General features: G+C 57.1%; 24 protein-coding genes. 6 read left to right on the top strand and 18 right to left on the bottom strand.

What is annotated here, in order from left to right:
* Window positions 1–127 precede the first annotated feature (127 nt).
* The 4 genes from feoA (at window position 128) to ACQZQY_RS03790 (ending at window position 3,983) form a co-directional block, all read left to right on the top strand.
* Complete coding sequence (gene feoA, locus ACQZQY_RS03775; RefSeq protein WP_056775414.1) at window positions 128–352, top strand: ferrous iron transporter A; 225 nt, start codon at window positions 128–130, stop codon at window positions 350–352.
* 65 nt (window positions 353–417) lie between these two features.
* A complete protein-coding gene (feoB, locus tag ACQZQY_RS03780) occupies window positions 418–2,736 on the top strand; it encodes a Fe(2+) transporter permease subunit FeoB (protein ID WP_431296631.1) in 2,319 nt (772 codons plus the stop codon).
* Window positions 2,737–2,744: 8 nt separating this feature from the next.
* Complete coding sequence (locus tag ACQZQY_RS03785; protein WP_122097288.1) at window positions 2,745–2,984, top strand: FeoC-like transcriptional regulator; 240 nt, start codon at window positions 2,745–2,747, stop codon at window positions 2,982–2,984.
* A gap of 78 nt (window positions 2,985–3,062) precedes the next feature.
* Window positions 3,063–3,983, top strand: a complete 921-nt coding sequence (locus ACQZQY_RS03790) for a LysR family transcriptional regulator (protein WP_122097287.1) — start codon at window positions 3,063–3,065, stop codon at window positions 3,981–3,983.
* Here ACQZQY_RS03790 and ACQZQY_RS03795 read toward each other — a convergent pair.
* From ACQZQY_RS03795 to bioH, 11 genes are all read right to left on the bottom strand, one after another.
* Window positions 3,963–4,607 carry a hypothetical protein gene (locus ACQZQY_RS03795; RefSeq protein WP_217202647.1) on the bottom strand — a complete coding sequence of 215 codons (645 nt, stop codon included), beginning with the start codon at window positions 4,605–4,607 and terminating at the stop codon, window positions 3,963–3,965. The two genes, ACQZQY_RS03790 and ACQZQY_RS03795, sit on opposite strands and share 21 nt — an antisense overlap.
* A gap of 93 nt (window positions 4,608–4,700) precedes the next feature.
* Window positions 4,701–5,636 (bottom strand): malonate decarboxylase subunit epsilon, encoded by a 936-nt coding sequence (gene mdcH / locus ACQZQY_RS03800; RefSeq protein WP_431296632.1) that lies wholly within the window; start codon window positions 5,634–5,636, stop codon window positions 4,701–4,703.
* A gap of 27 nt (window positions 5,637–5,663) precedes the next feature.
* A complete protein-coding gene (locus ACQZQY_RS03805; RefSeq protein WP_431296633.1) occupies window positions 5,664–6,290 on the bottom strand; it encodes a malonate decarboxylase holo-ACP synthase in 627 nt (208 codons plus the stop codon).
* A gap of 15 nt (window positions 6,291–6,305) precedes the next feature.
* On the bottom strand, window positions 6,306–7,268 hold the full coding sequence (locus ACQZQY_RS03810; RefSeq protein WP_056775431.1) for an AEC family transporter: 963 nt from the start codon (window positions 7,266–7,268) through the stop codon (window positions 6,306–6,308).
* Window positions 7,269–7,457: 189 nt separating this feature from the next.
* Window positions 7,458–8,273, bottom strand: coding sequence for a biotin-independent malonate decarboxylase subunit gamma (mdcE, locus tag ACQZQY_RS03815; protein ID WP_431296634.1), 816 nt, complete (start codon window positions 8,271–8,273; stop codon window positions 7,458–7,460).
* Window positions 8,270–9,112, bottom strand: a complete 843-nt coding sequence (locus tag ACQZQY_RS03820; RefSeq protein ID WP_122097282.1) for a biotin-independent malonate decarboxylase subunit beta — start codon at window positions 9,110–9,112, stop codon at window positions 8,270–8,272. Before ACQZQY_RS03820 ends, mdcE begins: the two co-directional genes overlap by 4 nt.
* The gene (locus ACQZQY_RS03825; protein WP_056775439.1) at window positions 9,102–9,404 is read right to left on the bottom strand and encodes a malonate decarboxylase subunit delta; all 303 of its coding nucleotides are present in this window, start codon (window positions 9,402–9,404) and stop codon (window positions 9,102–9,104) included. Before ACQZQY_RS03825 ends, ACQZQY_RS03820 begins: the two co-directional genes overlap by 11 nt.
* A 40-nt stretch (window positions 9,405–9,444) precedes the next feature.
* Entirely contained in the window at window positions 9,445–10,302 is an 858-nt protein-coding gene (locus tag ACQZQY_RS03830; RefSeq protein WP_431296635.1) for a triphosphoribosyl-dephospho-CoA synthase, read from the bottom strand.
* Window positions 10,303–10,307: 5 nt separating this feature from the next.
* A complete protein-coding gene (gene mdcA / locus ACQZQY_RS03835; RefSeq protein WP_056775441.1) occupies window positions 10,308–11,969 on the bottom strand; it encodes a malonate decarboxylase subunit alpha in 1,662 nt (553 codons plus the stop codon).
* Between the two features lie 308 nt (window positions 11,970–12,277).
* Window positions 12,278–12,547, bottom strand: a complete 270-nt coding sequence (locus tag ACQZQY_RS03840) for a YdgH/BhsA/McbA-like domain containing protein (protein WP_431296636.1) — start codon at window positions 12,545–12,547, stop codon at window positions 12,278–12,280.
* Between the two features lie 232 nt (window positions 12,548–12,779).
* Window positions 12,780–13,550, bottom strand: a complete 771-nt coding sequence (bioH, locus tag ACQZQY_RS03845) for a pimeloyl-ACP methyl ester esterase BioH (RefSeq protein WP_122097279.1) — start codon at window positions 13,548–13,550, stop codon at window positions 12,780–12,782.
* 46 nt (window positions 13,551–13,596) lie between these two features.
* On the opposite strand from bioH, the gene gntX reads away from it, so the two are divergent.
* Both gntX and nfuA read left to right on the top strand, forming a co-directional pair.
* Complete coding sequence (gene gntX, locus ACQZQY_RS03850) at window positions 13,597–14,280, top strand: DNA utilization protein GntX (protein WP_431296637.1); 684 nt, start codon at window positions 13,597–13,599, stop codon at window positions 14,278–14,280.
* A 103-nt stretch (window positions 14,281–14,383) separates the two neighbouring features.
* Window positions 14,384–14,959, top strand: coding sequence for a Fe-S biogenesis protein NfuA (nfuA, locus tag ACQZQY_RS03855; protein WP_056775453.1), 576 nt, complete (start codon window positions 14,384–14,386; stop codon window positions 14,957–14,959).
* Between the two features lie 53 nt (window positions 14,960–15,012).
* Here the strand turns inward: nfuA and malQ are convergent, their stop codons facing one another.
* From malQ to ulaB, 7 genes are all read right to left on the bottom strand, one after another.
* On the bottom strand, window positions 15,013–17,088 hold the full coding sequence (gene malQ, locus ACQZQY_RS03860; protein WP_431296638.1) for a 4-alpha-glucanotransferase: 2,076 nt from the start codon (window positions 17,086–17,088) through the stop codon (window positions 15,013–15,015).
* 8 nt (window positions 17,089–17,096) lie between these two features.
* Window positions 17,097–19,511, bottom strand: coding sequence for a maltodextrin phosphorylase (malP, locus tag ACQZQY_RS03865; protein ID WP_390973535.1), 2,415 nt, complete (start codon window positions 19,509–19,511; stop codon window positions 17,097–17,099).
* A gap of 254 nt (window positions 19,512–19,765) precedes the next feature.
* Entirely contained in the window at window positions 19,766–20,455 is a 690-nt protein-coding gene (locus ACQZQY_RS03870) for an L-ribulose-5-phosphate 4-epimerase (RefSeq protein WP_431296639.1), read from the bottom strand.
* On the bottom strand, window positions 20,452–21,312 hold the full coding sequence (locus ACQZQY_RS03875; protein WP_122097274.1) for an L-ribulose-5-phosphate 3-epimerase: 861 nt from the start codon (window positions 21,310–21,312) through the stop codon (window positions 20,452–20,454). The genes ACQZQY_RS03870 and ACQZQY_RS03875 overlap by 4 nt, the downstream gene beginning before the upstream one ends.
* 10 nt (window positions 21,313–21,322) lie before the next feature.
* Window positions 21,323–21,979, bottom strand: coding sequence for a 3-keto-L-gulonate-6-phosphate decarboxylase UlaD (locus tag ACQZQY_RS03880; RefSeq protein ID WP_056775476.1), 657 nt, complete (start codon window positions 21,977–21,979; stop codon window positions 21,323–21,325).
* A gap of 25 nt (window positions 21,980–22,004) precedes the next feature.
* Window positions 22,005–22,475: a PTS ascorbate transporter subunit IIA gene (ulaC, locus tag ACQZQY_RS03885; RefSeq protein WP_136375387.1), complete on the bottom strand. Its 471-nt coding sequence runs from the start codon at window positions 22,473–22,475 to the stop codon at window positions 22,005–22,007.
* Window positions 22,476–22,485: 10 nt separating this feature from the next.
* A complete protein-coding gene (gene ulaB, locus ACQZQY_RS03890; RefSeq protein ID WP_122097273.1) occupies window positions 22,486–22,794 on the bottom strand; it encodes a PTS ascorbate transporter subunit IIB in 309 nt (102 codons plus the stop codon).
* Window positions 22,795–22,799 lie beyond the last annotated feature (5 nt).

Consider the following 22,799-nt stretch of genomic DNA (forward strand, 5'->3'; position numbering starts at 1 on the left):
CTGACATTTTGCACCAGGGACAATTTCTGAGCAGTATTTCGCAACTAAGTGGGATCACCGGGCACGGAAGCGCGGCGTAGCATTTGTCACGCTGCCCCCAACATGCCTGAACGCTTCGCGAGGAACTATGCAACTTCAATCAAAACGTGCTTACAAAATCACCGGCTTTTCTCATGAGATCAGCCCGGCCTACCGCCAAAAACTGCTGTCGCTCGGCATGCTGCCAGGGTCATTCTTCAACATCATCCGCGTGGCACCGATGGGCGACCCGGTACAAATCGAAACCCGCCGCACCAGCCTGGTGGTTCGCAGAAAAGATCTCGATCTGCTCAAACTCGAAATGCTGGCCTGACCTTTTTGCGCAGGTCGCTCTGATCCCCTGCGCGTTTCTCCTTTCTCACACGTAGATCTGAACGTATGAAAGCACTGACCATTGGCCTGATTGGTAATCCCAATTCAGGTAAAACGACCCTTTTCAATCAGCTGACCGGTTCACGCCAACGCGTGGGCAACTGGGCTGGCGTGACCGTCGAGCGCAAAGAAGGCCAGTTCGCCACCGGAGAACACAACGTCACGCTGGTGGATTTACCGGGCACCTACTCCCTGACTACCATTTCCGAGCAAACCTCGCTCGACGAACAAATTGCCTGCCACTACATTCTTAGCGGCGACGCCGATCTGATGATTAACGTGGTGGATGCCTCGAACCTTGAGCGCAATCTCTACCTGACGCTGCAACTGCTCGAACTCGGCATTCCCTGCATCGTCGCACTGAACATGCTCGACATCGCCAACATCCAGAACATCCATATTGATATCCCGGCGCTCTCCGCGCGTCTGGGTTGCCCGGTGATCGCGCTGGTATCGACACGCGCATCAGGCATCAAAGAGCTGAAAGCGGCTATCGACCAGCTGCCGCCCGCCACCGCCATGGAGCGCGTGGTTTACCATCCCATTCTGCAACAGGAAGTGGACGCGCTCGCCAGCGATATGCCGGCAGAAATGGCGCTGCAACAGCGTCGCTGGCTGGCGCTGCAAATTCTCGAAGGCGATATTTACAGCCAGAGTCACGCGGGTAACGCGCAACAGCGGCTGCCAGAAGTGAAAGCCCGGCTCGCCGCGCAGCAACTGGATGACCCCGCGCTGCTGATCGCCGATGCGCGCTACCAGTGCATTGCCGCCCTGAGTGCCGACATCAGTAACTCGCATCTCACCGCGCCGAATAAACTGACGCAGGTGCTGGATCGCGTGATCCTCAACCGTTTCCTCGGCGTGCCGATTTTCCTGCTGGTGATGTACCTGATGTTCGTTCTGGCGATCAACATCGGCGGCGCGCTGCAACCGATTTTCGATATCGGCTCAGCGGCGATTTTCATTCAGGGCACGCAGTGGATCGGATTTACCCTGCACTTCCCGCAGTGGCTGACCATTTTCCTGGCACAGGGGATTGGTGGCGGTATCAACACCGTGCTGCCGCTGGTGCCGCAAATCGGCATGATGTATCTGTTCCTTTCCTTCCTTGAAGACTCCGGTTACATGGCCCGCGCGGCCTTCGTAATGGACAGACTGATGCAGGCGCTCGGTCTTCCTGGCAAATCTTTCGTGCCGCTGATTGTCGGTTTCGGCTGTAACGTGCCGTCGATTATGGGTGCCCGTACGCTGGATGCACCGCGTGAACGCCTTATCACCGTCATGATGGCGCCGTTTATGTCCTGCGGCGCGCGTCTGGCGATTTTCGCCGTGTTTTCCGCCGCGTTCTTCGGCCAGGACGGCGCGTCGATTGTCTTCTCGCTGTATCTGCTGGGAATTGTGGTCGCCATCCTGACCGGTTTGCTGCTGAAATACACCATCATGCGCGGTGAAGCCTCGCCGTTCGTGATGGAACTGCCGGTGTATCACGTTCCGCATCTGAAAAGTTTGCTGCTGCAAACCTGGCAGCGTCTGAAAGGTTTCGTGCTGCGCGCCGGTAAAGTGATTGTGATTGCGAGTATTTTCATCGGCGCGCTGAACAGCTTCTCTTTCAGCGGTAAGGCGGTGAATAACATCAATGACTCCGCGCTGGCATCGGTCAGTAAAGTGCTGACGCCGGTGCTCTCACCGATGGGCGTGCACCCTGACAACTGGCAGGCAACCGTCGGGCTGGTGACCGGTGCGATGGCGAAAGAAGTGGTGGTCGGTACGCTGAACACGCTCTACACCGCCGAACACATCACCAATGAAGAATTCGACGCCGCCAGTTTCAACCTGCCCGACGAACTGCGCGGGGCCGTAAACGAAACCTGGCAGGGCCTGAAAGACACCTTCAGCATCAGCGTGCTCTCCAACCCGATCGAAGCCAGTAAAGGCGACGGCGAGATGGGCGTCAGTTCAATGGGCGTGATGAGCAGCAAATTTGGCTCGGCGATTTCGGCCTACAGCTATCTGATCTTCGTGCTGCTGTATGTGCCTTGCGTATCGGTGATGGGCGCTATCGCCCGTGAAACCAGCCGCAGCTGGATGACGTTCTCCATCTTCTGGGGGCTGAACGTGGCGTATTCTCTGGCGACATTGTTCTATCAGGCGGCCACGTTCAGCAGCCATCCGACGCACAGTGCGACCATCATCCTTATCGTACTCGTCTTCAACGCGCTGGTGCTCACTGCCCTGCGCAAAGCCCGCAGCCGCGTCAGCGTTCATCTGCAACCGCGTCAAGCTGCGACCTGCTGTGCACCGGCGACCGGCAGTGATTGCCATTAGGAGGCGCGATGGCCAGTCTGATTCAGGTACGTGACAGCCTCGCACTGGCTGGCCGGGCAGATGCCCGCCAGCTCAGCCGGCAACTCAACACACCGCAACCGCTGGTGCAGGCGATGCTCGAAAAGCTGGTCGCCATGCAAAAAGCCGAAGCGATAGACGCCGACGACAGCTGCCTTTCCGGCGGCTGTAAAAGCTGCGCCGAAGGCAAAAAGTGCCTGACGGTCAGCTACCGGTTGATCCCGCAGTAATTCGATTTTTTCCTAAATAGCCGCGTTGCGGCTATCATCACAGGTCGCAACGGCCGCCAACGTGCCGCAGGAGCCTGCATGATCGACAGTGAAATCACTTTTCGCAAACTCGAAATTTTCCTCGCCTATATGGAAAAACAGAACATCAGCCGCGCCGCCGAACAGCTCGGGCTGAGCAGTGTCAGCGTGCATCGCGCACTGCATTCGCTCGAAGAGGGGTTACGCTGCCCGCTGTTTATCCATAAAGGCCGTAACCTGCTGCCGCTGCCCGCCGCTGAAGCATTGCTGGAACACGCCACGCAGGTCATCGAACAGATGGAACACGGCATTCAGGCCACACAACGCGCCGCCGGATTTGGGGATAAACGCCTCAAGCTTGGTACGCTGTATTCCCTGACACTGGAAACGATTCCCCGCCTGATCATGGGGCTGAAGCTGCGCCGTCCGGAGCTTGAGCTGGAACTGGTGATGGGTTCGAACAATGATTTACTGCACAAACTGGAAGACGGTCAGTTGGATGCCATCCTGATTTCGACCAGCGATTCCAACGTTGATGCCCAGCGCTACGATCAGCTGCCGTTGTTCCAGGATGATATTTTTCTCGCCGCCCCGGCCAGTGCAGAACTGGCGAGCGAAGGCACGGCGGATTTACGCGATTATAAGCAGGAAAAATTCGTCTCACTGGCGGAAGGGTTCGCCACTTATCACGGCTTTCAGGAAGCGTTTCAGGTTGCCGGATTCGAGCCGGACATCGTCACACGAGTGAATGATATTTTTTCGATGCTGAGTCTGGTGCAGGCGGGCGTCGGGTACACGCTCATTCCTGGCAGAATGAAAGGTGTGTATGAAAATACGGTGAAACTCCTGCCGCTGGCCGAAGCCTACCAGATGCGTCAGACCATCTCGCTGGTCTTCCCGCACAGCCGCGAGCACGATCCAAACCTGCTCGCCCTCGCAGCCGAAAGCCGGATGTATGCGTTAGCGAGCAGAAAGCGCTGACAGACGCTCGCTGTTTTGTGCAATCAAAACGACCGGCCAGTGTGTTTTATCCGGATGCTCACTCCAGATGGCAGATTCCGGAATACTCACGCCGTCATAACGCATTTTCGAGCCGTCATAAGGGTAAAATTGCCCTTTTTCTGTATCGAGTATGAAAACCAATAATCCCGCTGCATTTTGGGCAAGACGTTTCCAGAGCGCCCGACCGCCGGTGTAATGATCGTTATCACTCATCAGGGTGAGATGTTTTTTTACCACCAGCGTTTCATACAACAATGTCGCTAAACGGTAATCGCGCATGCCGGCATTCACCACCACGCCTTCGACCTGAAACGCCTGATCGTCCTCCCAGAACTGACGGACTTCGAGCAGTTCATCGCTATTATCCCTGCGGGCAAGTTCCAGCGTTGCTACTACGTGGTGTCGGTTTTCACCCCGGTTATCGGTTCGGGTTTGTGCTTCAGCAATGGCAATGAACGGAATCTTCTCGTCATAGATGACCAACATATCGAGATTGTTGAAGCGTATTTCATCAATGATTTCAAATCTTCTGGCCAGAGTGGCCGGACTGTACGATCTTTCGAGCACGATCATTTGCGAATCCCCGCGAATTAAAACTGGCATGATATCCCTTCAATCAGAGTGGTTGGACAATAGCACGCTGCGCAATAATCAAACAGCCCAACGCCTTTCATCACCAACCTATCATGCCTTTAATCAGCGTTCGTTTTCCCGTAACCGCGTTGCGAGACGTCCCGCAACCTGCAGGCCGGACTGGCATAAAGAGAGCGCTTCGCCCTGCTCCATTGCGCGGCGGGTCAGGCCGGTCAGCACCGCGCCCGGTGGCATTTCAATTGCCAGCCGCACATCGCGCTGATACGCCGCCACCATGGCGTCACGCCAGTTCACGGTGCGCGCCATGTTCATCGCCAGATCGTCGGCGATTTTCTCCGGCTGCCAGTAAACGCGGCCAGTGGTGCCGCTGAGATAACCGCAGGTCGGGCGGGAAATCGACATTTCTTTAAACGCTTCCACCAGCTTCGCCGCTGGCTCATCCAGCAACGCACAATGCGACGGCACGCTGACCGCGAGCTGATGCGTTTTCTGTGCGCCCAGCCCTTTGGCAAGCTGCATCACCTGCGCCATGGCGGCGTCGCTGCCCGCAATCACCAGCTGGTCTTCCGCGTTGATATTGGCAAGAAACACCGGCGACGTGGCGCTGTTCACCTGCGCCACCAGCCCCTCAACCTGCATCTGACGCAGACCGGTGATGGCCGAGAGGCCAAAGCCCTGCGGATAAGCCTGCTGCATCAGCTCACCGCGCAGCGCAACCAGCCGGACGGCTTCGGAGAAATCGAGTGCACCTGCCACCACGGCGGCGGGAAATGCACCAATCGACAGCCCGCTGCAAAAATCTGCCTCAATGCCTTCGGCCTGACATTGCTTCGCCCACACCACACCGGCAATCAGTAAACACAGTTGTACCGCGCGGGTAGAACGCAACGCATCGGCGGTATCGAGCAGCAGAACATCTTCGCCCAGCGCGAGGCTGGCTTGTGCGATCAGGGAATGGGTAAGCGGATTATCCGGCAGACGATGCAGCATGTGCGGCACCTGCGGCCCTTGTCCGGGGAAGGTAAATAGGATTTTCATCGTGCTCCTTGCTTCTTTTGGCCGGTATCACTCTGCCGGCGGTTGCCACGGGTCACGCACCAGCAACGGGCCGGACGCCGTTTTCAGCATGATGTCCCCGCCACGCAGCCATTCGCTGAGGGCAAATCCCCCTTGCGGCGTAGTGATCTGAACATCGGCGCGGCAGGGAAGCCGCTGAAGCTGGTCGTAAAAATCGGAAAATTGAGAAGCGTCCACCGGTGCGTCGCAGCGCACCAGTAAATCGAGATCGCTGTCGGCATGCATGACGGGGAGGTCACTGGCCAGCGCGTAAGCACAACTGCCGGTCACCCCCCACCGGAAAGGCAGTTGCAGATTGCACAACGTAATCAGCGCCTGCACCGGTTGTTGTGACACAAACGGCGAATGCAGTAACAGGTTGATGTCGCTGACCAGTGATTCCGGTGTGACGGCCCGCACCACCGCCGCCGGGTCAATCCAGGCGGCGGCACGCTGAATGCGGGTCAGCCCGCGAATACCCACCGGGATTGCGCCGTCAGCACGTTTATCGCGACGCACCACCAGCGGCAGCGCCGTGCGCCAGCCGGTGTTTACCCACGCGGGTAAAACGTCGTCGCTTTGCAGCGCAGAACGGTCGCTGATCCAGACAAAATCATGGGCTTGCGGGTCACACATATTTCCCTCTTTCTGTTAGTGAAGTGCGGCTGTCAGTGAGATAAACAGCGGCAAGGTCACGATACATAATACGGAACTGATCAGCAGTGACGCTTCGGCATCCGGAGACTGCACCCCGAAACGGTTACCGAACACGATACCGAAGAAACCGGCAGACAGTGCAATCATCAAAATAGCGGTGACCGCCACCTGACCGCTCAGGCCGAATGCCAGTACCAGACCCCAGGCGATGAACGGCTGGATCAGGTTTTTGGCGACACAAGACAACAGCACCGGCGCGTTAATTTTCAGTTTACGGGCTGACAGGATCACACCGGTCAGGAACAGCGCAGAGGCGGTGGCTGACAGACCCAGCGGCTTAATCGATGCCAGGAAAATTTCCGGCATTTTAATGCCAATCGCTGACAGGATCACGCCCAGAAGCGGTGCCCAGACGATCGGTTTTTTCACTGAACGCCACATCAGAACCGGCAGCAGTGCCAGAGAAGACCCCTGATTTTCGCCACTCAGACGGGCTTTTTCACGTTCGAGAATCAGCAGACAGAACGGCGTCATCAGCACCGAACCGCAGGCGATAGATACCGCAACGGACAGTGAAGTCGACGGCGCATCGCCCATTACGCTGCTCAGAATAGGCAAACCGAGCGCCGCATAGTTAGGCAGTGCGACGGTCAGCGTCAGAACGGCAGCGTCCTGCGGAGACTTGTTGAAGACTTTGGTGCAAATAAAATAAATCGCCGCGTAGGTGATCCACATCGCCAGAACCAGCACCAGAATCAGCGGTGACTGTTCGACAATGCCTGACCACGGCGTTTGTACGGTCGCTGCAAACAGCGCAGCGGGTAAAGCGAAATCCATCACGAAAATATTCAGTAAAGAGACATTCTGGTTATCCACCATTTTCGCTTTCCCGGCGTAAAAACCGAGGATCATGATGACGAAAATAGGGGCAAGCGCGTGCAATATTACGTAAGTCATAGCGATATTCCTGAGACAAAAATGAATGCTCAGTCAGCGCCGGTGCGATGGTTTTTTTAGTATGACAGTCCAGTTGCAGACAACAGCAGGTCCCAGCCCGGACGGTATGTCAGGGCGGGAACCCGCAATGCGGCTGCGTCACGCTGTTTGCAGGTGCGTTACCGGTTGAGACTGAAAGTTATGAATGAATTACCATTCCTGGCGCATCTGCTGGCGAACGCGCTGCGAACTTGCGCGATTTTCCGCACCCAGACGGTTGCTGAGGCTAACGCCTTCTTTGCGTGCGTCCTGGATGTTTTGCCAGACCGTGTTTTCGACACGGGCGATATCGTCAGGCGTGGCGTTGTCCGGGTCTGCGATGTCGAGTAATTGCGACAGCAGGCCCAGCGTGGCGTAGTTTTCGATGTCGTAAGCCATCGGTGGAATGGTGGCGGCCAGTTTTTCCAGCGCCTCCACGGAGCGTAAGGTGATACGTGCGGCGGATTCTTTCCCCATCGCATGGATCATCACGCCGTTGTTTTTAAAGGCGATCAGTTTGTTGGCCTGATAACCGTGCGCCAGAAACGCACCGGACATCGCTTTGCCGACAATCAGCCCGATGACAGGATGCCCGGCCAGTCGTGCTTTGGCGTAAGCGCCTGCGGCACCGGCCAGTGCCTGATGAATGCCGAACGCCTCTTCGCGGCGGCCATACGCCTGACTTGGCACATCGATCACCGCCACGATGGCGCGTTTGGTGCTGGCGTTAGCGTCAGCGTCAATCACGTCGTTGACCACTTTTGCCAGATTCCAGCCTTCGAGCAGGCCGACTTCGCCGCCAGCGGCACGCGGATACTGGTTATTTTTGTCCGGCACCACGGCGATGAAACGCACGGTCTGGTCATTCATTTTGCCGTCGGCCGCTTTCACCGAAGGGCAAAGACCGGCCACCGGTGTGGCGTCTTTGGTCAGTTGTGCGAACCAGTAATCACCCCGGCTGGCTGCGTTGCTGTTGATAGTGCTCATGCGCGATCCTCCCGGTTAAACAGGGCTTCCGTCACATCACGGCTGGCCTGCTGCGCGGTGTCAAAACCGGTCAGTTTTGGCAGGTAATAATCATAATTATCAGAACGGTGTGTGGCCGGAACGCCTTTTTTAATGAAGTCCAGCACGGTTGATTTCACCTGTGCGAGGGAATCTTTCACCAGTGCATCCACAAAGCCGCTGTGATAACGCACTTCGCCACCGGTCATGCTCCAGATAAACGGACGGTCGCGGGAATCGTATTCATCGATACCGGCTTCCTGTTCGATAACCTGCGGGCCGTTCAGACCGAGACGGGCTTCACGGGTGACAATCAGATAGCTGCACAGCGCAGCGGCAATCGACATCCCGCCAAAGCAACCGACGGTACCGGCCACCACGCCAATCACCGGCGTGTAGCGGCGTAAATCGACGATAGCGGCATGAATATCCGCGATCGCCGCCAGCCCCAGATTGGCTTCCTGCAAACGCACACCGCCGGTTTCGAGCAGCAGAACCGCCTGCGTCGGGATGCCGTTGCGGTTATCTTCTGCGGCCATTTCCAGCGCAGCGGCCATTTTGGCCCCGGACACTTCGCCCATGCTGCCGCCCTGGAAGCTGCCTTCAATCGCCACAACCACGGCGGGCTGGCCGTTAATCTGGCCTTTGGCGACCACCATGCCGTCGTCGGCCTGCGGCACGATGCCCTGCGGTTCCAGCCACGGAGACATAATGCGTTCAAACGGGCCAAGCAGTTCACGGAAAGTCCCGGCATCCAGCAGTTTGCGGGCGCGCTGACGGGCACTCAGCTCGATAAAGCTCTGATCAGCATCAGTTTGCATGTTCAGCCTCCTCAAAGACCTGTTCGATACGCAGACGGGCAACCCCGGGTGTGGCGCCAAAATCATTGATGTCGAGACGCCCGGCCGGTAATTCACGCAGGGAGCTCAGACGGTCAAAAAAGTTCTGCCATAAGGTATGGCTGCCGTCGACCGAGGTGGTGACGATAATGTTCAGCTCATTGACTGTTTTTGGTTCATACAGCGCTTCTAAATCGCCGGAACCTACCACGCCTGCTTCGGCGCGGCCTGCCAGCGGTTTTGCCGCCGGGTAATTAAATTCAAAACGTTCCATAACACCTCTTTGTACTGATGTTAGTTAATGCGTATCCGGTTCAGGCCACGCTGACGCGGTCAAGAAACAGCGTCGCGGCCAGTAAATCGGCGGCACCACCGGGTGATGTGTTGTCGGCCAGCATGCGGTGCTCGAGATGGCGTAATAACTGTTTGCCCGCCATCGTTCTCATTCCGCCGGCATCGAGCACGGCCTGCGCGCCCTGATGCATGGCGTGCAGCGCCGGTAATCCGCCGCGTGACAACACGCAGGTATCGGAAAGCCGGGCCATGACCGCCAGTAAAGCATCGACCTGTGCTTCGCTTTCGCTGGCACCGCGAGCCCGGCTGTGATGGAGCTGCGGCAAAGCACAATGGAGAATGTGCGGGAATGCCCCCTGGGCCTCTTCACGCGCACCGGGCACCTGATAACGCTGCACGGCGTGCGCACCTTTACTGAATTTTTTCGGGCTGAATGCGTCGGGCAACGCCGCAATTTTCGCGGCGCGCTGCGCAATATGCAGCGGCTGGAGATCCTCCGGCTGCATGGCGATCGCGCTGACCAGCAGCCCCATCGCCCAGATAGCGCCCCGGTGCGTGTTCACGCCGCCGGTTTCCGCCATCATCAGCGCTTCTCCCGCACGGCCCAGACGGCCCACTTCCTGACGCAGGGCGATATCCGCCGGGCGCTGCCAGCTGTGTAAAGCCAGCAAATAGAACGTGGACGTCAGACTGCACGCCGAGCGCACCATCAGATCAAGGGTTAAATCCTGATGTGCGCCGGAACTCCGGCTGTCTACCAGCCCTGGTTTCGGGCTAAGCCGCGCTTCGTCGATCAGCGCCTGCGTCGCCGTTTCTGCCAGCCTTTCGGCCAGCTCTTGTGCTGTGAGTACAGCGCCAATCGTTAAAGTCTGCGGCATCATGATTACCAGCTACGGAATTTAGCGGGCGGGTTGTATAAACCGCCGGACCAGTCAACCAGATCGCTCACGCTGCCAGCCGCCAGTAATGAACGGGTGGCGTCGGTGCGGCGGATGCCCATGTCTTCCGGGAAGACCACCAGTTCCTGACGGCGCAGGTCAGCGACGCGTTTAGCATCAACGCCCAGACCGATGTCAGTGATCCCGGCCACGGCGGCGACCATCGCACGGCGTTCTTCCAGAGAACGGGCGCGATAGAGGTACGCGATGCCTTCTTCAGTCAGCACGTGCGTCACGTCGTCGCCGTAAATCATCACCGGCGCCAGCGGCATACCGGATTCTTTACCCACATCGACCGCTTCGAGTTTCTCTACAAACGTCGGTTTGCCACCGGCCTGGAAGGTTTCCACCATCTGTACGACCAGTTTTTTACCGCGTGCCATTGGATCCGGCTCTTCGATCATATCCAGCCAGGCTGGCGTGGCGTGACGACGGCCATGCGGGTCATGCCCCATGTTTGGCGCGCCGCCGAAACCGGCCAGACGTCCACGGGTCACGGTTGAGGAGTTAGCCAGGCCATCAACCTGCAAGGTGGAACCGATGAACATGTCTACCGCGTACTGACCTGCCATCTGGCAGAACGCGCGGTTAGAACGCATGGAGCCGTCGGAACCGGTGAAGAACACGTCCGGACGGGCGCGGATATACTCTTCCATCCCCAGCTCGCCACCGAAACAGTGAACGGTATCCACCCAGCCGCTTTCAATGGCAGGGATCAGCGTCGGATGCGGGTTCAGCGTCCAGTGTTTACAGATTTTGCCGCGCAGGCCGAGCTGTTCGCCGTAGGTCGGCAGCAGCAGTTCGATGGCGGCGGTGTTAAAACCGATACCGTGGTTCAGCGACTGCACATTGTGTTTGGCGTAGATGCCTTTGATGGCCATCATCGCCATCAGCACGTGAACCGGTTTAATCAGGCGCGGGTCGCGGGTGAACAGCGGTTCGATGAAGAACGGCTTGTCAGCGACAACCACGAAATCAATCCAGTCGCCCGGAATATCCACGCGTGGCAGATCGCAGTCCTCTTCAACCAGTTCGTTCACCTGGGCAATCACGATACCGTTTTTAAAGGCGGCGGCTTCGACCAGCGCTGGCGTATCTTCCGTACTCGCGCCGGTGTAGAGATTCCCTTTACGGTCAGCCTTGAAGGCGGCGATAAGCGCGATGTTCGGCACCAGATCGACATACAGGCGGGAATAGAGCTCGATATAGGTGTGAATCGACCCGATTTCCATCTGACCGTCTTCCAGCAGTTGCGCGATGCGCAGGCTTTGCGGGCCGGAGAAAGCGAAATCGAGTTTGCGGGCGATGCCGCGTTCAAAGAGATCCAGATGTTCGGCGCGGCTGACGCTTGGCATGATCATATGTAAATCATGCAGTTTTTCAGGGTTCACCTGTGCCAGCGAGCGGGAAAGGAAATCAGCTTGTTTCTGGTTATTCCCTTCCATCACTACGCGGTCGCCGGAGGCGATCAGCGCTTCGAGGATAGGAATAATTTTATCGGTGGGTAACACTTTACCCTCTGCCACGGCACGGACACTGTCGAGACGCCGTTGTTTTTCATTGCGGCGGGTGTCCCACGCTTTCGTGGTCTGCGGATGTTGCGGCATGCCAAACCTCCCTGGGTTGCGCTTGCTGAAACCTTCCCGGCGTGACGAAAGAGCAGAACGGAGGGAAGTTCAGTCAAGTGGCGGTTGCATCACATTTGACCTGTTTAGGTAACGGGTTAAGTGTAGGAATCGGGGGCATTTCCATCAATAAAGTGCTCTGACACTTCGTTACTCTCAGAGTAATGATTTAAAATATCGTCGATAAATCAGGGGAATGAGAAATTCAGAAAGGGGGATGGCGCACAAATATTAGGAAATAAAAAGGGATGCACAGTGGCATCCCCGGAATGTAGTACAGAACGGACGGATTATTTGAAGACTTCAGCCGTTGCGGTGATTTTCTTTTTCTCTTGTGCCGCGATCACGACATAATATTTGCCGCCTTTCTCATCAGCCAGTTTGGACAGCTCTTCTTTAGCATCCATTGGCGCGGTGTATTCGTTGCTGGTGGTGACCACGCCCAGGCTGGTGTAACCCTTATCCTTTGCGTCTTCTTTGCTGATCATCTCAGCTGCCATTGCATTGATTGAGAATAACCCGGTCAGCATTGCCGCAACGATAATTTTATTATATTTCATGACATTACCTCTAAATTAGATGAATAGTTTTCAAAGAAAGCAGTCAGGATATAAACGGCAGGTGCGAATGCGCTGGCATGACCTTCATGGTTAAACACCAGTAAACTCCCCAGAGACGCAAACAGGCAGGCGTAACAACTTACGCTTGCCACTCACTCCGTCATTATCGGCTTAAGTATTGGTCACCTTTGGAAATTATCCAGAAATTTGAAAAATATTTTTACATCCTCTTTCATTTTGTCATCAGAAAGTCTTCAACGAGTGAACAAAAAACCTCGGGGTGAGAGACAAAAGGGGCATGCGCTGCCTTATTAATGATTTCGGAGCGGGACTCAGGCCACAGCGCATCCAGCAGCGGCACCACTTTGCGCGGAACCAGACCGTCGAGCGCGCCATAAATTCGCAGCACAGGCGCGGTCAGAGCGGCCATCGGCTGGCGTAAATCGACGTTGCGTAAGATTTCCAGCCCGCCGTTCAGCACGTCGACCGAAGGCATGGGCTGGCCCAGCACAATGGATTTCAGCAGACGCGCATCCTGCCGGGCGCTGTCGCTGCCCAGGGTTTGTAACGCCAGAAAACGCTCGACCGTGCGCTGAAAATCTTCACTCAGCTGATGCTGAAAACCCTGCAACACGTCAGGGCGGATGCCCGGCCACGCTTCATGCGCTGAAAAGCACGGTGACGACGCCACGGTGATCAGTTTTTCCACCCGCGCGGGCGCACTCAGCGCAATCTGGCTGGCGACCAGCCCGCCCATTGACCAGCCGAGCCACGACGCTTTTTCCGGCGCGACCTCCAGAACCGTTTCCGCCATCGCGTCCAGCGTCATGGCACCGAAACCCTCACTGCGGCCATAGCCCGGCAGGTCGATCAGATGCAGACAAAAATGCGGCGCAAGTCGCTCTGCGGTGTAACGCCACACTTCGGCGTTCAGCCCCCATCCGTGAAGCAGCACAAGATGGCGATCTCCTTCGCCGATTGTTTCCCGGTAAAGCGTGTTCATAGCGTATTGTCCGTGTCTGTCTGATTGGCAAAAGGAACCCGCCACTATGCTAACAATTGCCAGCCGCTGTTGGCTATGCCAGTGTCCGCTGCATCTGGCGGTACAGGGAATATGCAGCCTGTGTCTGAAAACGTTGCCCGCCGCCCCGCCCTGCTGCCCGCGCTGCGGATTGCCCTCCTCCGGCGGACATATCGATTGCGGGCGCTGCCTGCTTAAGCCGCCGCCGTGGGATGCGATGATCTTCGCCTGTCCGTACGAGATGCCGGTCAGCGGGCTGGTGCTGCGGCTGAAATTCTCCAGACAGCCTGAGCTGGATACCGCCCTCGCACGCCTGCTTTTATTGCGCTGGCAGGCGCGCTGGCGTGAAAACCGGCTGCCGCGACCGGATGTGATGCTCAGCGTACCGCTGCATCAGAAGCGGTATTTCTCACGCGGTTATAATCAAAGTGAACTGCTCGCCCGCCCGCTGGCGCGCTGGCTGCACTGCGATTATCGCCCCGCAGCACTCAGCCGCGACCGGCGCACGCCCCCGCAGCAAAGCCTGACTGAGCTGGAAAGGAAGTGGAATCTGCGCAAGGCATTTAGCTGCCATGAAAACCTGAAAAATAAGCACGTGATGCTGATCGACGACGTGGTCACCACCGGCAGCACGGTGAAAGAAATCGGTAAAATTCTGCAAAAACAGGGGGTTGCCTCGCTGCAAATTGGCTGCATTTGCCGCACGCTTTAAGTTTAAGCACAGGCTGCTAACACACTGGTCACACGAGGGATGACGGGTAAATGCAAAGGGCGTATTATAACCAACTGGAATAGTCAACTATTGAGCTAATGTTATGATCCTTGTTACCGATGCTGCCCAAGAGCACTTTGCCAAACTGCTGGCAAACCAGGAAGAAGGCACCCAAATCCGCGTATTCGTGATCAATCCGGGTACGCCAACCGCAGAGTGCGGTGTCTCCTATTGCCCACCCGACGCGGTTGAAGCGACGGATACCGAACTGAAGTTCGAGAAGCTGTCTGCTTTCATCGATGAATTAAGCGCGCCTTATCTGCAGGACGCGGTGATCGACTTTGTTACCGACCAGCTTGGTTCCCAGCTGACGCTGAAAGCGCCGAACGCGAAAATGCGTAAAGTGTCTGATGATGCGCCGCTGATGGAACGTGTTGAATACCAGCTGCAGTCACAGATCAACCCGCAGTTAGCCAGCCACGGCGGCCGTGTTTCCCTGATGGAAATCACCGACGACGGCATCGCTATCCTGCAATTCGGCGGCGGCTGTAACGGCTGTTCAATGATTGATGTCACCTTGAAAGACGGCATCGAGAAAGAACTGCTGCAAAACTTCCCTGAGCTGAAAGGCGTTCGCGATCTGACCGAACACCAGCGCGGCGAGCACTCGTTCTACTGATCCTCCGTTGATCAGCCAGAATGCAAAAAGCACCCTTCCGTTGGGTGCTTTTTTTATGCCTGCCTGCGCTGGTTCACATCACGGAGCAGCGCGTCAATCTCCTCATCGGCAAACATCTCCTCCAGCGTTCGCGTCAGTTTGCGGCGCCAGTTGGGATATTCAGCATTGGTACCCGGCACATTGACCGGCGTCGCCATATCCAGCCAGTCCTCCGGTTGCAGGCCGAGTAACGCGCTGGCGCTGCCTGCCAGATACCCCTGTAGCCCGTGATTCAGTACCGGGCTCATCGGCATATGTTCAGCCTTGCGGGGTGTGGTTTTCGGTACGCAATGCTCAAGATGCAGCGCATTGAGCAACCCCTGCTTACTGTGTTCACGTTCCCCGCGCAGCTTCTCCAAAACCTGTGGATCCGGGTAAACCCCGAGAGACGCCCCCAGCGTTAAATCGCCGCCTTCCCAGTAGCCGCGCAACGTCGGTAAATCGTGCGTGGTGACCGTTGCCATCGCCTGCGAAACATAGTCTTCCGGTGGCCGGTAGACGAAGTGTTTATCGTGCTCGAAATACAGCACTTTGTAGGAATAGACGCCGCTGTCGCGCAGGCTGGTGACAATCTCTTTCGGCACGGTGCCGAGGTCTTCACCAATCACCATGCACTTGTGCCGCTGGCTTTCCAGCGCCAGCACGCCGAGCAAATCTTCCAGCGGATAACGAACATACGCGCCATTTCCCGCCTCCTGATCTGCCGGTATCCACCACAAACGCAGTAATCCCATGACGTGATCGATACGCAGTGCGCCGCATTCCGCCATATTCGCGCGCAGCAAATCAATAAACGGCTGATAGGCGCGGGCTTTCATTTCATGCGGATCAATGGGCGGCAGGCCCCAGTTCTGCCCCTGCGGCCCGAGAATGTCCGGCGGCGCGCCGATGGTGGCATTCAGGCAATACAGCGCCGGATACGACCAGGTTTCTGCCCCACCTTCTGCCACGCCGACCGCTAAATCACGGTACAAACCGATGGGCATGTTCAGCTCAACGCTGCGCTGATAGCAATCTGAAAACTGCGCATGCGCCAGCCACTGCTGCCACATATAAAATTCAATTTCGCTGGCGTAACGCTCGCTGAATTCGGTCACGTCGGCGCCTCTGGCATCGCGATAGGCATCGGGCCACACCGGCCAGCCCCACTGACCTAAATCCAGATCGCGCAGATGCACATGCAGCGCGTCGAACAGCGCCTGTTGCCGCAAACTGTCACCACCCGCGTCGACGAAACGGCGGAAATCCTGCTTACGCGGGCTGTTTTCCGGCAGTGCGCAAAACAGCGGCCAGGCCAGTGTCAGCGCCGCCGATTTCAGCGCCATCACCCGTGGATAATCGACAAACTCCGTGCTGCGCGCCTGCAATAACGCGTCGTGCGTGTCGAGGGCATGCCACCAGCGTTGTGCCTCGCTGCTGGCGATGAATTCTTCCACCGCATTGACGTCGATGTACGTCAGGTTCAGCCAGCGGCGGGACGACGGGCTGTACGGGCTGGCGCTTAGCGGATTGGCAGGGTACAGCGCATGGATCGGGTTCAGCCCGACAAACGCCCCACCGCGTTTTCCGACTTCTTCGACCATCTTCTTCAGATCGCCAAAATCGCCCACGCCCCAGTTATTTTCCGAGCGCAGCGTATAAAGCTGAACCGTCGCGCCCCACAGTTTTTCCCCGGCCAGCAGGGCCTCAGGCTCATAACAGCGAGCGGGGGCTACGATGATCCGGCAGTGCCAGACGTTGCCGTTTTGCGATAACGTCAACTGGTGATAGCCGGCGGGCAGCGCCGCACCTAAGTTCAGCGCATTGCCCGGCGCAAGATCGCCCTGCGACTGTGCACCATTTTCCTGCGTCAGCTGCCAGCGAAATGCGCCGCTGCCTTCCGGCGTCAGCAGTATTTTTTGGCCCTGGGTAAAGACTTTCACCGGCGGCACCGGCGTCACGTCCTCTTCATCCGCCGGATCCCGTCCCATCGCCGCCAGCAAGGCGGCGCGGGTATCATCGGACACCGTTTCCACGTCATCCGCCATATTAATAAAACTGTCCAAAATCCCGGCCCGGCGCGCGGCCTCAACGAGTTGCTTATCCTCCATGTCGGCTCCTAACGTTTGGCCTGCCAGATACGCTGCTGGTAATCGCGAATGGAACGGTCGGCGCTGAACATCCCGACGCGCGCCGTATTGAGCAGCGCACGGCGCGTCCATTCGTCGGCGTTACGGTAAAGCGCATCCACCTGTTTTTGCGCCTCGCAGTATTCGGCGAAATCCGCCAGCACCAGATACGGATCACCGCCATCGAGCAGGCTGTTCAGCATCAAATCGAACGCTTTTTTATCGCCATTGGCATAAAAGCCGCTGGCCAGTTCGTCGAGAATGGCTTTGAGGTGTTTGTCTTTTTTCACCAGCGCTTTCGGCTTGTAGCCTTTTTTCAGCTGCGCTTTCACTTCGTCGACCGTCAGGCCAAAGATAAAGATGTTGTCCTCGCCAACCTGTTCGGCAATTTCGACGTTTGCGCCGTCGAGCGTTCCGACGGTCAGCGCGCCATTGAGCGCCAGTTTCATGTTGCCGGTGCCCGAAGCTTCCTTACCTGCCGTTGAAATCTGCTCGGAGACGTCCGCAGCCGGGATCATCAGTTCCGCCACCGACACGCAGTAATCGGGAATGAACACCACTTTGATACGATCCGCGACGATCGGATCATTGTTGATCTTCTCCGCCACCTGATTGATCGCATAGATAATGTTTTTGGCGAGGTAATAACCGGGGGCGGCTTTGGCACCGAACAGGAACACGCGCGGCACGATGTCGAGTTTCGGGTTGTCACGGATCTGGCGGTACAGCGAAAGAATGTGCAGCAGGTTGAGGTGCTGACGTTTGTACTCGTGCAGGCGTTTGATCTGCACATCGAAAATGGCGTCCGGATTGAGCCTGATGCCCATGCGCTGCCAGACGTATTCCGCCAGCCGCACTTTGTTGTCATGCTTGATGTTGCGGTACTGCTTACAGAATTTTTTGTCTTTGATGCCGTCTTCCAGCCCTTTCAGCGCATCGAGATCCGTGACCCAGCTGTCGGTTTTCAGGCGGTCATCAATCAGCGCAGACAGCGCCGGATTACATTGTTTCAGCCAGCGACGCGGCGTGATGCCGTTGGTGACATTGTGGAATTTTTCCGGCCAAAGCTGGTGATATTCCGGGAACAAATCTTTCACCACCAGATCCGAGTGCAGCGCCGCGACACCATTGACCGCAAAACCGGCAACCACGCACAGGTTCGCCATGCGCACCTGTTTATCGTGATGCACCGCCAGCTTAGCCCACACAGCCTCATCGCCCGGCCACTCTTTGCTGACCAGTTTCTTAAAGTTGGCGTTAATTTGCTTGATGATCTGGAAATGGCGCGGCAACAGGCTGCGCACCAGACTTTCGTCCCAGGTTTCCAGCGCTTCCGGCATCAGGGTGTGGTTGGTGTAGGCAAACGTGCGGCTGGTGATGTGCCACGCGTCATTCCAGCTCAGCTGATGCTCGTCGAGCAATACGCGCAGCATTTCAGGAATGGCGATGGTCGGGTGCGTATCGTTGAGCTGGATAACTTCATAATCCGGCAGCTCGCTGATTTTTCGGCCAAGGAAATGATGACGCCGCAGGATATCGGCCACCGAGCAGGCACACTGGAAATACTGCTGCATCAGGCGCAGACGTTTACCGGCCTGATGATTGTCGTTCGGATAGAGCACTTTGGTGAGTTTCGCCGCATCCACGCCCTGCTGTTCCGCTTTCAGAAACTCGCCGTCATTAAATTTTTCGAGATCAAACGGGTGCGGATGCGTGGCTTCCCATAAACGCAGCGGCTGCGTGATGCCGTTGCGATACCCCATCACCGGCAGATCCCAGGCTTCGCCACGCAGCGTAAACTCCGGCTCCCAGCGCGGAACACCCTGCTCATCTTTCACGATTTTTCCGCCGATTCCGACGCTGACCGCCAGCGAACTGTTGTGGCGGAACCACGGGTATTCGCTGCGGTGCCAGTCATCCGGCGACTCTTTCTGTTTGCCATCCACAAAGCGCTGGCGGAACAAACCGTACTGATAGTTCAGGCCGTAGCCGATCCCCGGCTGCCCGACCGAGGCCATCGCATCGAGATAACAGGCTGCCAGACGCCCGAGGCCGCCGTTGCCGAGCGCCGGGTCGATTTCTTCTTCCAGCAGGTCGGTCAGATTGATATCGAAAGATTCCAGTGCCCCGGCAATTTTCTCGTACCAGCCGAGGTTAATCAGATTGTTGCCGGTCAGCCTCCCGACCAGAAACTCCATCGAAATGTAGTTAACGTGGCGGGTGATTTTTTTGCTTTTGCTAGTGACGGTATCGCTTTGCGGCGGTAACTGTTCGGCGACGGCAGCACTGACCGCATGCCACCACTGATGCCGGGTCATATCCGTGGCACAAGTGAGTCCGAACGCTTGCCACTGGCGGGTGAGCGCCGCCAAAAAAACATCCTGCTTGAACGTGATCTTCGACATAAGGGCAGTCTCTTTTCTGTCTGAGGGACGGAATACTTCCGTGAGAAAAAGCCTGGTTGCGCTAAAAAATGTGATCTGGGCATCTTTATGTATAAACCCTATGCTGGAAAAAAGCTCACTGCGGGGATGAGGAAAAATGCATGAAATCATGTCGAAGGGATAATGTCGGGTTAGCCGGAGATACCCTTAAGCCCCATCCAACCCCCATCTTCGAAGGGGGGGCCGGGGGGCATTTTAAGGGCATCTCCGTGCCATTATTTCTGTCCGTAATAGGCATCCGGCCCGTGTTTGCGGCTGAAATGTTTTTGCAGCAAATAGTCGTCCATCGGGGTGTGGTTACGGCGGATTGAACCGGTGATCCACGCCATTTTCGCGACTTCTTCCAGCACCACGGCGTTGTGTACCGCCTGTTCCGGCGTGGTGCCCCAGCAGAACGGGCCGTGCTGGGCGACCAGAATGCCCGGCATGTGCAGCGGGTCGATGCCGCTCAGCGCTGCGGCGATCACTTTGCCGGTTTCCAGTTCATATTCGCCGCCCACTTCCTGACGCGATAAAGGCCGGGTGCACGGCACCGCACCGGCGAAATAATCCGCGTGCGTGGTACCGAGCGGCGGGATGGCCACGCCGGCCTGCGCCCATGAGGTCGCGTAGGTGGAATGGGTATGCACGATGCCGCCAAGTTGCGGAAAACGGGCGTAAAGTTCGAGATGCGTAGCGGTGTCAGAGGAAGGGGTGTAATGCCCTTCCACGACGTCGCCTTGCAGGTTCAGCACCACCATATCGCTGGCCTGCATGCTTTCGTATTCCACGCCGCTCGGCTTGATGACCACCAGCCCGCGCTCGCGGTCAATCCCGCTGACGTTTCCCCACGTAAAGGTCACCAGACCGTAAGCGGGCAGCGCCATGTTGGCTTCAAATACGCGTTGTTTCAGAGCATCCGTCATACGGTTTCCTCCATGTTCAGCCCGGCTTTCTGCATTTTATCCACCACCCAGGCGCGTGCGTTGCGCACTTCCTGCATCGGATCGGCGGCCGTTTCGCTCCACATTTCGATCAGGTACGGCCCGCGATAACCGCTTTTTTGCAGCGTGGCAAAGCAGCGCTCGAACTCCACCACCCCGCTGCCGAAGGGCACGTTTTTGAATACGCCGGGCTGCGTGTCTTTAATGTGCACGGCGACGATGTGCCCCGCGCCGCTCGCCAGTTCCATCTGCACGTCGTTATCCCACGCCGACAAATTGCCGATATCCGGGTAAAGCTGGAACCACGGGTTATTCAGGTAATGCGTGTAGCCCAAGGCTTTGCTGATGGAATTCATCAGCGGGTAATCCATGATTTCCATCGCAAGCGTCACCTGCGCGCGGCTGGCCATTTCAACCGACTCCTGCAAGCCGTCGCGGAAACGTTCGCGGGTGTGGTCGTTGGCCTGCTGGTAATAAACATCATAACCGGCGAGCTGGATCACGCGGATGCCGAGATCCTGCGCCAGCACGATGGCTTTGCGCATGATGTCCAGCCCCTGATTACGGGTTTCATCATCTTCTGCGCCGAGCGGAAATCGCCGGTGCGCGCTCAGGCACATCGAGGGAATGCGGATGCCGGTGCGCGAAATCGCATCGACCACCAGCAGGCGTTGCTCGCGTGACCAGTCAAGCCGCGCCAGCCGGTGATCGGTTTCATCTACCGACATTTCAACGAAATCGAAGCCCAGCTCTTTCGCCAGCGTCAGGCGCATCAGCCAGTCTTCGCCCGCAGGCAGGGCTTTTTCATAGATACCGAGTGGAACGGCTTTATGCATCATGCGAGATTCCTTAGCCCCAGAGCTGGCTGATGGATTTTTTGAACTGACGCGCCGCGTCAACCGGATCTTTGGCATCACGGATACTGCGGCCGGCGATGAAAACGTGGACCGGAATGTCTTTAAACAGCGGCAAATCTTCCAGCGCCAGCCCGCCGGTAATGGTCACTTTAAAGCCCATATCCGACAGGCGTTGGATGGCGGTGATATCGGCATCACTCCACGCCACACCGGCGGCCTGGGCATCGCGGCTGCGGTGATAAACCACCTGCTGGATACCGGCGTCATGCCATTCCTGCGCCTGTTCCCACGTCCAGTAACCGGTCAGTTCAATCTGCACGTCGCCGTTAAATTCCTTCGCCACTTCCAGCGCGCCTTTGGTGGTGTTGATGTCGGCGCAGCAAATCACCGTCACCCAGTCGGCGTTGGCTTCAAAGCACATGCGCGAGAGGATTTTTCCGGCATCGGCGATTTTGGCATCGGCCAGCACGATTTTTTCCGGATACAGCGCTTTCAAATCACGCACCGCCCGCACGCCTTCGGCGACGCATAAAATGGTGCCGACTTCGATGATGTCGACTTCGCTGGCGATCAGGCGCGTGGTTTTGTAGGCGTCGTCCATCGACTGGTTATCCAGCGCCACCTGCAACATCGGTAATGAATGAGACATATTGAATTCCTTCTCTGCTAACGAATTAGTGAACCGCCGCGGCGGAAGTCTGGTCGATCAAATCCAGCACCTGCTGCGCGGTGGTACAGGCGCGCAGGCGGTCAAAATTGGCCTCGTCATCAAACAGGTTCACCACCTGCATGATGCCGATTTCCTGATGGGCGTTGGCATCCACCGCCGCCAGCGTGATGAGGATATCCACCGGATCGTTATCCTCGTGGTTGAACACCCGCGGCGTTTTCAGGGTCACCAGCGCAAACCCGGTTTTCAGGACGCCTTCTTCCGGGCGGCCATGCGGCATCGCCAGCCCCGGCGCTATCACGAAATACGGCCCGAACTGTTTCACGCCATCCAAGATTGCCTGGTAATAACGCGGCTCGACCACACCGGCGTCCACCAGCATATCGACGCCGATTTTCACCGCTTCCTGCCAGGTTTCTGCTTCTGCGTTGAGGCGAATCGAGTTGTTTTCAGCCAGCGAATCTCGCAGTTTCATACAGCGCTCCTTACTTTTTCAGCGACGACGGAAAGTGCGCGTTGATCACTTCCATCACTTTCGGGCCGAAATCTGCCGCCGACAGCATGTTGCGCACGCCGACCACGTATTTGTTGCCGCTGACGGTGATTTCATCCGCCACGTGCGTAGACGCGACAATAATGTCGGCGCCGCCCAGCTCTGATTTGTATTCCCCCACCGCGCAACTGTTCATGGTGTGATCCACGCCTTCCTGTGTCAGGAACTGGCCGATTTTCATCTTCATGATCATCGAACTGCCTTGCCCGCAACCGCATACCGCCAGAATTCGTACTGTCATGGGAA

Origin of the sequence: Rahnella sp. PAMC25559 (genome assembly GCF_050632365.1) — a bacterium.
Lineage (GTDB): Bacteria > Pseudomonadota > Gammaproteobacteria > Enterobacterales > Enterobacteriaceae > Rahnella > Rahnella rivi.